The organism is Bacillus sp. SRI_025, from assembly GCF_057592095.1.
This window is the reverse complement of the sequence record NZ_JBYEGB010000001.1, coordinates 593,810-605,952: the sequence shown is the minus strand read 5'-3', so window position 1 is coordinate 605,952 and position 12,143 is coordinate 593,810. Positions and strand designations below refer to the sequence as shown.

Sequence of the window (12,143 nt, the reverse complement as noted above, 5' to 3'; positions counted from 1 at the left end):
TTCCAACTATAACATAGTTTGTCCAAATGGAGATGTGATCAAAACTTGAACGAAGAAAACAGCTTTTATCAAAATTGATTAAATTAGTTTGAAAAATAAGAATTTAATTTGTAAGCGCTATAATATAAGTTGGTAGTTTGAATTTAGGTAGAAGAAGAGTATGCTTAAAAGAGAACGCTTTTTTTGTAAAATCAAGGAGGGTATTGTAGTGGCAGATATTTTTTCAACAGTTCAGGAAAAGGTTGCAGGTAAAGGAGTAAAGATTGTTTTTCCTGAGGGAATGGACGAACGCATTCTAACAGCCGTTCAAAAACTAGCAGATGGCAAAGTATTACAGCCAATTGTGGTAGGTAAAAAACAAGAAGTCGAAGCAAAAGCAAAAGAATTAGGTCTTACACTTGCTGGTGTTGACGTGTATGATCCTCATACATATGAAGGTTTTGAAGAGCTTGTACAAGCTTTCGTCGAAAGACGTAAAGGCAAAGCAACAGAAGAGCAAGCAAGAAAAGCATTACTAGATGAAAACTACTTCGGTACAATGCTTGTATATAAAGGTCTTGCAGACGGACTTGTGAGCGGTGCGGCACATTCAACTGCTGACACAGTGCGTCCAGCACTTCAAATCATTAAAACAAAAGAAGGCGTAAAGAAAACATCTGGCGTCTTCATTATGGCTCGCGGCGAAGAGCAGTATGTGTTTGCTGATTGTGCAATCAACATTGCTCCAGACAGCCAAGATCTAGCTGAAATTGCGATCGAAAGTGCAAACACAGCAAAAATGTTTGATATCGAACCACGTGTGGCAATGCTTAGCTTCTCTACAAAAGGCTCAGCAAAATCAGACGAAACAGAAAAAGTATCTGAAGCAGTTCGCATTGCAAAAGAAAAGGCACCTGAGCTTGTACTTGATGGAGAATTCCAATTTGATGCAGCTTTCGTTCCTTCAGTAGCAGCGAAAAAAGCGCCAGATTCCGTGATCAAAGGCGACGCTAGCGTATTTGTTTTCCCTAGCCTCGAAGCTGGAAACATTGGCTACAAAATTGCACAGCGTTTAGGTAACTTTGAAGCTGTAGGTCCAATCCTGCAAGGCTTAAACCAGCCAGTAAACGATCTTTCAAGAGGCTGTAATGCCGAAGACGTTTACAACCTTGCGCTGATCACAGCAGCTCAAGCATTATAATGATCTCGACAAAGGCAGCCAGTACGATAGATTCGTGCTGGCTGTTTTTTTGATGACAAATGTGTACAATATAGGGGGAAAAGAAAAAATTTGATCGTAGATAAAGCCGATAGAATGGGCAGGTGCAATAATGGACGATTTCATACATAAGCTTCAGCATAAGGTCGCGGGATTAACAGAGGCACAAAGGAGAATTGCAGATTATATCGTGCACAATCCGATGGAGGTCGCGTTTTTAACCGTAGATAAATTGGCTTCAAAAGTTGGGACGAGTACAGCTACCATCATGAGATTCTCTGCTGCTGTAGGGTATTCCGGTTTCTCTGAGCTTCAAAAAGAGCTTCAATCAAATATGAAGCATAAAGCCGCCCCTCAAACGAGACTTGAAGCGAACCTCAAGCATTCAAATAAAAGTAAGCTTTTGCATAATCATGTAGACCTGCAATTTCAAAATATCCAGTACGCTTTAGACAATATCACGGAAGAAACCTTTCAGCATATTGTTGAAAAAATAGCCAGCTCCCGCCATGTTCTGTGTACAAGTGTCCGAAGTGGAAGACCTGTTGGCGAGTATCTGTCATTTGGAATCAATCGGCTATTGGGGAACTGTCAATATATTGATGCGGACAAAAGCGACTGGGTGGATGATCTCGTTCATTTTCAATCTAATGATTTCATTATAGCGGTCAGCTATCCTCGCTATGCAAAGCGTATAAAGGACTTGCTGGAGGCAGCGAAGTCATATGGGGTGGAAGTGCTTTTAATTACAGACAGCTACAGCTCCCCATTAACTAAGTATGCACAATATGTATTACCATGTTCCTCAGCAAGTGTGGGCTCTCATAACTCTGTCGTATCTGCTATCTTTATCGTAGATTATATTTTAAGTGCCTTAGCCATTAATGACCCTGAAAGGACAAAACCTCGTTTAGATCAAATCAATCATATGTTAACGAAAATGAGTTATCACACAACACATTAGTCGTGTGGTGACTCATTTTTTTCATTTAATTTTTATGAAAGCGCTTTACTAAATAAAATCGAGATGGTATGATCGTGTCACGAAAGTAATATATATTACTTTAATAAAGTTTAATGTAACGAATATAACTCAAAGGGGATGATGGAAACAATGAGTACTGTTCAATTCGTGTCAAATGATCTAATAGATCGGGCAAGAAAGCTTAACTCAACCTTGCTGTCAGACGTGATGGGATGCACCGGAGCGATGGATCATCAAATTAAACCTGTTGCAAGAGGCATGAATATAGTAGGGACAGCTTTTACCGTTAGCTTACGGCCAGGGGATAATTTATTTCTTCATCAAGCGATCTACTCTGCTAAAGAAGGAGATGTACTGATTGTTGATGGAAAAGACCATAAAGGTCATGCATATTTAGGGGAATTGATGGCACATTCAGCAAAGGCTGTAGGTATAGAAGGGATCGTGATAGACGGGCTTGTTCGCGACAAACTCTCTTTAGAGGAGCTGGCATTTCCGATATACAGTAAGGGGTTTATGCCAAACGGACCTTTTAAAGATGGTCCTGGGGAATTGAATCAAACCATCTCGTGCGGCGGTGTTAAAGTAGCACCAGGTGATTTAGTCATTGCTGACGATGATGGAGTCGTCATCGTTCCACAGGAAAAGGCGGAACACCTGCTCACACTAGCGGAAGAGAAACAAGCGTATGAAAATCAGAGATTAAAAACGATTCAACAGTATGTGGACGAAGGAAAGCAAGACATCAGTCTCTTAGCACCAGCATGGCTGGAAGGCAGAATGAAAAAATTTCAGGGATAGGGGAGAATCGGTGATGAAGATAGGCTTTATCGGTTATGGAGAAGCAGCATATGAGCTATCAACGGGATTGAAAACAGAAGGATTAGATCAATTTTACGCGTATGATGTACTATTACAAAATGAGAAATTAGCTGGCGCGTTGAAAGAGAAAGCATCGCAGACAGGAGTTCAATTAACCAGCAGTATCAGCGAAGTCATTGAGAAATCTGATATTGTCATTGCTGCTGTGCCAGCAAATAAAACTTTAGAAGTGGCCCAATCTGTATCGGGAAGTTTGAAAAAGAATCAACTATATGTAGATGTGTCAGCATCAACACCAGACATCAAAAAGCAAGTGGCCAATGAAATTGAAAAGCAAAAAGCTCTATTCGTAGATGCTGCCATGCTAGGGCCTCTTCCAGTCAACAAACACAAGGTTCCGATCACGGCAAGCGGAAGTGGAACTGACCAATTCATGAAAGTAATGAATGCTTATGGCATGAATATCACAAAAATCAGTGACCAGCCAGGAGATGCTTCTGCCTTAAAGCTGATCAGAAGTGTTTATATGAAGGGGATCGTTGGTCTCATGATTGAATTTTTGGAAATTTCCAAAAAATATAATGTGGAACAACAAGTGATTTCTTCATTAAGCGATACAATGGATAGCAAAAGTTTTGAAGAGACCATGAACCGTCTTGTGACAGGGAGTGCATTACATGCAAAACGACGAGCGATCGAGCTTCTTGGCTCTATTGAAATGTTAGATGAAGCAGAGGTTGATGCCAGCATGTCTCGGGCAGCGCAACAGAAGCTAGAGAGATTAGCAGACTTTCAATTCGTTGAACGGTTTAATGGGAAAAAGCCGGACAGCTGGGAAGAAGTTATTGACGTGATGCAGCAGGGGTAATAAATTGTAAGCGTTTTATTTAACAAAGGGGAGGCGAAAAACGATATGGGTTTTATTGCGTTGATTGTATTCATAGCTGTCATTATTATATGGAATGTCGTCGTGAAACGGAATATGGGAGAAGCCATGCTATTAGGCTTTATTGCAACCACATTATTTGGCGGATTGGATGCATTAAGACTTTTCTGGGATGGATTAAAATTCGCATCCACATATGAGGTGCTCTATGCAGCTGTCGCATTTGTATTCATGGCTTATTTAATTGAAAAGCTGGAATTAATTCATGCACTCTTGCGAATCTTAAATTCGGTTGTAGGTAAACTTCCTGGTGGAGCGGCTTATATGAGTACGTTAGGCTCAGCAGTCTTAGGTGCTCTTTCAGGTTCAAATTCTGCAAACACAGCTGCCACTGGCTCTATCACGGCATCTTGGATGATTAAATCAGGCTGGAGCCGAACCCATACAGCGACCATTTTAGCAGGGAATGGCGGACTTGGAGCAGCACTGCCTCCGAACTCTTCCATGTTTATCATGCTGGGGTTTGCACCAATTGCAGCCCTTGTATCGGAGGGAGATTTATATATTGCGCTTCTCATAGGAGGACTATATCAAGTCGTATACCGATTTATTTTGGTGTATATTCTGGTGAAAAAGAATAAAATTCAGGCCATGCCGCCAGATGATATTCTTCCTTTTAGGGAAGCTGTGAAACAAGGGTGGAAGTCGATCTTTATTTTTTTCGGTGCCTTGATTCCTATCATTATCACAATAGGTCCGCTGGCAAACTACTTAAAAAGTAATCCAAACATTGGACCAGAGGCAATGGATCAAATTTCTTTAATTACGTGGATTCCGATTCTCATGATGTTGATTAGTTTAACGATCGGGAGAAAAAAGGCATCTGCACTAGATTGGTCTCAGTTTTTCAAGTCTGCTATTCCTAAGTTTACAACGATTGGTGCCTTGATGCTGTTTGCTGTTGCGGCAAGTCAGGTGCTTGCTGAATTAGGATTGGCAGAAGATTTGACGCAAATCACATCAGTACTTACCATTCCGAAGTGGCTTATGGTGCTCATTGTGGGAATTCTTGTCACGCTGGTGGCTGGGCCATTATCTTCAACAGCTACATTAACAGCTGTTGGACTTGTCTCGTTTTCAGCTTTAGTCTCAGTCGGAGTTGATCCAGTTGTGGCTGTTGTCGCCATTCTTGCTTTTTCATCGACAGAAGGCGCTTCCCCGCCGGCATCAGGATCGATTTTCATTGCTTCAGGTCTTGCAGGAGCCAAACCTGAGAAAACCTTTATACCACTGATTCTCTACTATATGCTGCCGATCGTGGGAATTGGCTGGCTCATCGGAATGGGATTACTTCCAGTATAGAAAGGAGAAACACATGAGAGCATTAATGGAATTATTATTTAAAGTGCTGCTTGTCCTGTTCTTAACGTCAGGAGCCCTGTTGGTATTCGGTCAAATACTAGGGATTGTCTTGCAAAAGGGAGATATGATTATTGCGAGTACGAATCTATTCAAAAACCCAACACTGGTGTTAAGTGCCTTTTTTAGTCTTGTTGGTTTCTCTCTCAATTATATTCCTGAAAAGAAAGACACCTCATTTAGCGATCATCCATCAGCATCAGCGAGTGATTCGCTCAAATAAGCAATAAACAGCTGGATTCAGAAAATGAATTCAGCTTTTTTGTGCGCGAGAAATAGGTATTAAAACCCAATACGTACGATTCATTTTTTGGTAAATTCACTTTCAATCATATGCCTCTTGTGCTAGTAAATGGTAACATAACGGAGGACTATTTAAGGGATAGAGGTGTTTGACGATATCTGGAGCAATCATCGGTTATAAAACAGCCTTGTATTCATTAAAGGCAGATATATCTATAAAAAAAGAACAAATCATCGAACTCAACATGTGCCGCAAAGAAATTAAAGAGGCAAAATCAACCCTGTCAGATGCCAGCAAGAAAATCACTCATCCAGATCTGACATCACATACATGGTTTGGCCATTTGGCAGACACGTTTGATGACATTCGAGACGAAATGGCTTCCGCCAGTCAAGAGATAAAAAGTGTACAGCTAACCAATTTATTAAATCGAATTGATGAGAAAATCAATGACCTAACATCAGAGATCCAATCGTTAGAACATGAAATTCATTCGGTTGAAAGAAAAATAGAGAAAGAAAAGCAGAAACAACTGGAAGAAAAAAGAGGGTAGTCACATGACGAGGGAAATTAAAATAGATGCCAGTCAGGTCAAACGAGTATTACAGCAAGCAAAACAATCAGGCGCTCAAATGAATGCAGCCCTTCCAACAACCATCAAAGGAAAAAATCAGCTCCTGACGGCAGACTCATTAGAAAAGATCAATCAACAGTTGAACGAATTAAGTAATTCCTATATAGGCATCCTTCAGAAACAGCTTGTACAAACAGAACAAGCGGTGAACACCATGATTGAAACGGACAAGGCGCTTGCTTCTAGCAGTAAAAGAAAATAAAGGAGAACGCAATGAAAACCCTTGACGCCTTTGCGCTAATAAACGGAATAAATCAAACGCTGAATACGTTAAAGCAGCAGTCACAGCAAATCAGCTCCTTAGAAAAACAAATCTATCACATCATCTCACTCGATGGCGCACTAAAGGGAGAGGCAGGACAAGCCATCCGCGCCTTCTATACAGAATGCCATATTCCCTTCCTGCAATTCTTTCAGGTCGTCATTGAGGAATATAGCGCTGCATTAAAAAACACAAAGCAGGCTCTTCATGCACTAGAATCAAACGAGCACGGCTTTATCTCACAAGCGTTTATCGAAGATGATCTTGATCAAGGCTTAAAAAAAGCTGAACGTACGATTTCTGAAATCGTATCAGAGGTAAACCACGCCATCGGCAGAGTTGGTCATATTGTTCACTTGCCAAGAGTAGACGAATCAGCTTTTCAGCAAAATTATCAAAAGGCATGGCTTGAGACATCAAGAACCATTGGTCTGCTTCATGCATTTGACAGGGAGCAGACAAGTGCTTTACATGAAACCAAAAGCTCCCTTCAAACAATGAAGCAATACATAGATACCTTAAGTACCATGTTCACCGGCCCAAGAATCGACATCACGAGCTATCAAAAGGGATCTATTTTCAAAGATGGAAAAAAAGAAAAAGTAAGCCGCACTATCAGTGGATTGAACGACAAAATAGACAACCCAAAAGACAATCCAATGATCATCATGCTGAAGAAACTGAAAGAGAAACAACAAGCGAATGTGGAGACGGTTGTTCGGAATGACACCCATAAAAACATCAGTAAACAAATCACAGCAAACGATCCGTCGCTTACGACATTGCAAAGGGAAGCCGTGAACGGGAAAAACAAGATTCATAGAGACATCAGGGTCATAAATGGTAAACTATTCAACGTAAAAGGCATTAAAAAGTTAAAAGAATTCGACATCGCAGATGAAGTCGTCACAGACCCATCGGATATTGATTTTATTGGCGGAAGATACACCGTTTACGCCAATAAACAAATCATCCGAACTTATATCGCAAACGGCGAAATAAGAATAGAAGAAGTCGACAAAATTCCAGAAAGCCGCAGCCGTGGCAACGCTAAACGCATATTAGACGGTGAAGTTGTCTTAACTACCGAAAACATCATCTTAGAATACAGCGGCATCTACGACGGCTACCGAGCCGTTACTGGCAAAGACCCAGAAACCAGCCAAAACATCAGTAGCACAGACCGAGCCTTATCCGCAGCCTCTACCATCCCAATCACGAAAATAGTGAAGGTTGGGAAATATGTTTTTAGGTTGGATCAAGGGAAGAATGTGAAGAGGGTTAAAACACCTGCTTACGGAAAACAATCCGTACCTAAAGGACCTTACCGTGAAGTAAATGGTTTCCCAGCAAAAGTAAAATCAGGAGCTCAAGAAAAACATATTCCAGAAACACCAAATTACAAGCAAGAAGTAGCAAATGGAAAAAAGAAAAGCATTTTTTACGGAGATAATAAAAAGGCACAAGAATTGCTGGATAAATATGCTGGTAAAGGCGAATTTCTAAAAAATGGAAGAGAAGTTATAGATTTTGGTCAAAAGATAGGAAAAACATATGATATGAAAACTGATAAATATATAGAGACAACCAGAGGCACAATACATTATTCAAAAGATGGTGCTCATATAGTCCCTGCAAAACCATTAGAATAGAAAAAAGGTGAATTTTATGGAATATAACTCTTTAATAAAAACATTAGATGAACATGGTGGGGAAGAACTGAGATTAGAATGGGAAAGTGGACTAAAGATTATAGGTAAACCAGAAACGCTTTACGAAACAGATAATGGTTTAGATGATGATGATATCAATTACTATGAATATTATGCCGTTGCTTTTAGAGTTCAGAACATAATGTCATTTCCAAATAAAGATAGCAGAGTATATGATTGGTTGAAACAAGAAGGAAGATCTTTAGTGGAAATATCCCTTTATGATGATCCACCCAATGTAGTGTATTTAGCAAACGGTCATAAATTATGGGGTTCAGCCCTAGACGAAAAACAATAGACATTTTTAAATTAAAACCAAAGCCTTTTGTAAGAGGGGCTTTTCTATATTCACATTATAAAGATTGGAGCTTCAGCTTTGTTTGTGAACAAAACACCGAAAAAAGGAGCGTTCAATGAACAAAAAACAACACCTAACGAAACAAATCCAATCGGTCATCAACATTCTAGAAAAAGAATATTCACAAGAGATCAATCAAGGTGTTCTCCAATTAATATACAAAAGATATAAGGATGCACAAAGGATCATTCAGAACAATGAAGATCTCCAAAAGATGTTGATCATTGGCGGGGTGAGAGCTTATTTGGATAGTTACAATGATTATTTAAACCCCTTTCTAGATGAATTACATAAAGCAGAGAGCTTGCTAAAAGAAATGCTGTAATAGATAAAATGGCTGTCTATAGTTCTAGATGAGGCTATTTTCTTTTAAAGATGTATAAAAGGGTCATGAAAAAATCAGCTGCTTAACATAGAGGAGGCTTTAAAATGCTCAATTTACCTCAAATTCCAAATCTGCACGTGAACAAACCAGCAAGTGACATACATATCAAAGAGGCAGAATCCCAGCTAAACATGCAACTGCCCCATGCTTATAAGGAATTGTTGAAACAGACAAATGGATGTTCTGTTGGAGGTGACGTTCTACTATACGGAACTGAGGACATAGTGGAACGCAATGCAACGTGGGAAGTCCATCATTATGCGAGCGGCTATGTAGCCATTGGCGATGATGGCGGCGGGCGAGTACTTCTCATGCGGCAGGCAGAAGAGGAGAAAAAAGTGTGGATCGTCGGTGCTGGTGTGATGGACCCTCAGCATGCGGAATTGGTGGCTGAAGACTTGTTGAGCTGGGTAAATGAGGGCTGTTTCATAGAAGTTTAGTCTATTAAGGAGATGATCAATTTGCCGTGGAATACATTGATCGCTGCATGCCTCGTGGTTGGGGTTCCTGTCGTTTTAATTGCAGCTTTTTATTTCATCTCGAAAAGGAAGAATAAGAAAACAAAATCATCTAACTGAAACGCTCTGTGACGCCAAATGTTATGGAGCTTTTTTGCATTCTCCCTCCATTCCTCCCATGTTATAATAAACACAGTTTATGAACGAGAGGATATGCAGGACATGAAAAATGAACCTATTGAGTTATTGACACAGCCGACATGGCGTATCATCGATCAGTCGAGTCTCGGTCTCTATGTAGACCCGAAGCAATCCTTTGCGATGGATGATACGCTTTGCGCGTCGGTGGGGAAGGGTCTCTCACCAGCGACAGCCCGTTCTTGGGTGCATCACAATACGATTGTGCTTGGGATTCAGGATACAAGACTTCCATTTCTCCAAGATGGCGTAAAGCTGCTTGAGGAAGAGGGCTATCGCGTAATTGTGCGCAACTCAGGCGGTCTTGCTGTGGTACTGGATGAAGGCGTACTGAATGTGTCTTTAATCTTTGCTGAACAAAAGAAGGGCATTGATATTGACCGCGGGTATGATGCGATGGTGGAATTGATCCGCCGGATGCTGTCAATGTACGAGGTGGACATTGAAGCCTATGAAATTGTCGGCTCTTACTGTCCAGGCAGCTACGATTTGAGTATCAATGGAAAGAAATTTGCCGGCATTTCTCAGCGTAGATTACGCGGAGGGGTCGCTGTGCAAATCTATTTGTGTGCAGATGGAAGCGGGCGTGAACGTGCCGATTTGATCCGCCGTTTTTATGACGCCGCCTTAAAGCATAAACGGCAAGAAGTGAAGGCAGTATTTCCTGATATACAGCCGGATACGATGGCATCCTTATCAGAATTAATCGGTGAACCGATTGATTGTACGCTTCTCATGCGTTTATTACTAGAGGAGCTTCAAAAGCTCAGTGATCAGCTTACAGCGTCAGGATTGAACGCAGAAGAACAGCTGGAATTTGAGAAAAACATGACGCGGATGATTGAGAGGAATGAAAAGGTGTTTTCGTGAAGGAGAAGTAAATTTTTTAAATATATTTTAGATCGACAAAACAATCGAGTCATTTTGTCGATCTATCTCTATTATTTTAATTCAACTTTATAGCCAATATAAATGTTAGGATCAAAAGTGTATATTCCAGGTTGATTAAATGTTAATGCAGAGATTCGGAAAGCATACTTCTGTTTAACAGGATTCCATGATCCATTTGGATAATAAGCTGGGTAAACTTTGAAATTAGGGTACGTTGTGTTAATCCAGGTCATACTAGAATTTGGACGTATACTTCGTTTCAATGTATATAAACTTAATGAATTTCGACCGCTGTCAGGACCATCAGTTCTAACTTCTATTATGTAGCTATTATTCGGAATTGAACTGTCATTGGATAGGTCGAAATATTGTAGCGAGCTAGTTTTATTAAATGACGTAATCGAAGCTTGATTAAGCGTAATCCTTTTTTCCATAACCGAGGAGGCCGGAATAGGGTATAAAACAGGCATACCTACAGTAACATTTAATTCATAGGGAAATTGATTTTTTTTATCATCAGAAGGTTCAATGTAAATTAAATAATCTCCTACTGTATCCGTTGGGAATTCAACTTGAGCTGTTCCTTCTTCATTAATCGTGCTTCTTCCTATTCCTCTACTTTCTGAAATGATTTCACTATTAGGATTAGTAATTTTGACATCAAATGTTTTAGAAGAGCGCAGGGTTAGTTTTTCTGTCTTATTCATGCCAAGGGAGACTTTATACAATCGTCGATCCTCTGCATGTGTAATAATTGTCATAGCTTCATCTGGTGAATAAAAAGCATTACTTCTTTTTAATTCAATTGAATTACTTGGCTCATCTGCTGCTTGTGCGTTAAAGGAGATAGTACTTAAAAAAATAATGGTCACTAACCCAAATAATATTTTCCTCAATATTTAACAACTCCCTTTTAATTATTAATATGTATATCGGTATTCTTTATTATAAATTAACATTATTTCAAATAAATTCATTTTTAGTTTATTAGTTACAGATGATTAAAAAGGAGAAGTTGTGATGAAATCCCAAAAAATCAGTTACCTTTATTTACTATGACTTCCTGTCCTCATGGGAGCCGGCAAGGCCAATGCCGGTATTTATCTTTTTATGTTCGAAATTTTTGTTAAAGTGTGATGCTATTTATGGACACATTCACCTGCAAATTTAAAGCTGTTTTCGAAAAAAATTATTCGATATAATAGAAATATAAAAAAGAGAGAAGAAACGATGGGTAATCCAAAAATTTGAAATAGTCTAAGGAAAAAGTATTTAAAGATCCAGTACGCCGTTATTTTCATGCGAGACATATATAATATTGGATTTAATAGGATTTTAGCTCCTTCGATCAATTAAACAGCTAGGAGAAGAACTAGAAGACGCTTTACTAGGGTTAGGAAGTACATACAGAACCTTAGGGGAATATGAAAAGTCAAAACAGATATTCCTACATGCGATGGAAACTTATCCGGATAATAAAGCCATTCAAACGTTTTATGCCATGACTTTGTATAATTTGAAGGAACATAGCAAAGCGATGGAAATATTACTGAACTGTTTAACTGAAACGACAAAAGATCCTGCTATTTTAAGTTATCGAAAGGCGATTGATTTTTATTCAAATCAGTTAGATAGATTGTGGAAATGATTTATGTAGAAATGGAGGGGCAATGTAATGGAAGAATCCCCTC

The 12,143-nt window shown here is 39.6% G+C and carries 14 protein-coding genes and 1 pseudogene; 14 read left to right on the top strand and 1 reads right to left on the bottom strand.

Annotated features, from left to right (window positions below; translation table 11 throughout):
- Positions 1–208 precede the first annotated feature (208 nt).
- The 13 genes from pta (at position 209) to lipL (ending at position 10,431) form a co-directional block, all read left to right on the top strand.
- The gene (pta, locus tag AC20OE_RS03120; RefSeq protein WP_056766819.1) at positions 209–1,180 is read left to right on the top strand and encodes a phosphate acetyltransferase; all 972 of its coding nucleotides are present in this window, start codon (positions 209–211) and stop codon (positions 1,178–1,180) included.
- 130 nt (positions 1,181–1,310) lie between these two features.
- Positions 1,311–2,162, top strand: a complete 852-nt coding sequence (locus tag AC20OE_RS03115; RefSeq protein WP_099663774.1) for a MurR/RpiR family transcriptional regulator — start codon at positions 1,311–1,313, stop codon at positions 2,160–2,162.
- A 150-nt stretch (positions 2,163–2,312) separates the two neighbouring features.
- On the top strand, positions 2,313–2,984 hold the full coding sequence (locus AC20OE_RS03110; RefSeq protein ID WP_080967156.1) for an RraA family protein: 672 nt from the start codon (positions 2,313–2,315) through the stop codon (positions 2,982–2,984).
- A 13-nt stretch (positions 2,985–2,997) separates the two neighbouring features.
- On the top strand, positions 2,998–3,873 hold the full coding sequence (locus AC20OE_RS03105) for an NAD(P)-dependent oxidoreductase (protein WP_099663773.1): 876 nt from the start codon (positions 2,998–3,000) through the stop codon (positions 3,871–3,873).
- Positions 3,874–3,918: 45 nt separating this feature from the next.
- Positions 3,919–5,253, top strand: coding sequence for a TRAP transporter large permease subunit (locus tag AC20OE_RS03100; RefSeq protein WP_099663772.1), 1,335 nt, complete (start codon positions 3,919–3,921; stop codon positions 5,251–5,253).
- A 13-nt stretch (positions 5,254–5,266) separates the two neighbouring features.
- Positions 5,267–5,533, top strand: a complete 267-nt coding sequence (locus tag AC20OE_RS03095) for a hypothetical protein (RefSeq protein WP_041087759.1) — start codon at positions 5,267–5,269, stop codon at positions 5,531–5,533.
- A gap of 175 nt (positions 5,534–5,708) precedes the next feature.
- Complete coding sequence (locus tag AC20OE_RS03090) at positions 5,709–6,107, top strand: YwqH-like family protein (protein ID WP_099663812.1); 399 nt, start codon at positions 5,709–5,711, stop codon at positions 6,105–6,107.
- 4 nt (positions 6,108–6,111) lie between these two features.
- A complete protein-coding gene (locus AC20OE_RS03085; protein WP_099663771.1) occupies positions 6,112–6,390 on the top strand; it encodes a YwqI/YxiC family protein in 279 nt (92 codons plus the stop codon).
- 11 nt (positions 6,391–6,401) lie between these two features.
- On the top strand, positions 6,402–8,102 hold the full coding sequence (locus AC20OE_RS03080; RefSeq protein WP_487268338.1) for a T7SS effector LXG polymorphic toxin: 1,701 nt from the start codon (positions 6,402–6,404) through the stop codon (positions 8,100–8,102).
- A 16-nt stretch (positions 8,103–8,118) separates the two neighbouring features.
- The gene (locus tag AC20OE_RS03075) at positions 8,119–8,460 is read left to right on the top strand and encodes a hypothetical protein (protein WP_073978847.1); all 342 of its coding nucleotides are present in this window, start codon (positions 8,119–8,121) and stop codon (positions 8,458–8,460) included.
- A 115-nt stretch (positions 8,461–8,575) separates the two neighbouring features.
- Positions 8,576–8,845, top strand: coding sequence for a hypothetical protein (locus AC20OE_RS03070; protein WP_099663769.1), 270 nt, complete (start codon positions 8,576–8,578; stop codon positions 8,843–8,845).
- 104 nt (positions 8,846–8,949) lie between these two features.
- The gene (locus tag AC20OE_RS03065) at positions 8,950–9,345 is read left to right on the top strand and encodes an SMI1/KNR4 family protein (RefSeq protein ID WP_099663768.1); all 396 of its coding nucleotides are present in this window, start codon (positions 8,950–8,952) and stop codon (positions 9,343–9,345) included.
- 240 nt (positions 9,346–9,585) lie between these two features.
- Positions 9,586–10,431 carry an octanoyl-[GcvH]:protein N-octanoyltransferase gene (gene lipL, locus AC20OE_RS03060; RefSeq protein ID WP_059377932.1) on the top strand — a complete coding sequence of 282 codons (846 nt, stop codon included), beginning with the start codon at positions 9,586–9,588 and terminating at the stop codon, positions 10,429–10,431.
- Positions 10,432–10,502: 71 nt separating this feature from the next.
- Here the strand turns inward: lipL and AC20OE_RS03055 are convergent, their stop codons facing one another.
- Positions 10,503–11,348, bottom strand: coding sequence for a hypothetical protein (locus tag AC20OE_RS03055; protein ID WP_059377935.1), 846 nt, complete (start codon positions 11,346–11,348; stop codon positions 10,503–10,505).
- A 470-nt stretch (positions 11,349–11,818) separates the two neighbouring features.
- Here AC20OE_RS03055 and AC20OE_RS03050 point away from each other — a divergent pair.
- Positions 11,819–12,100 (top strand): annotated as a pseudogene (locus AC20OE_RS03050) (tetratricopeptide repeat protein); the annotation flags it as partial.
- Positions 12,101–12,143: the final 43 nt, after the last annotated feature.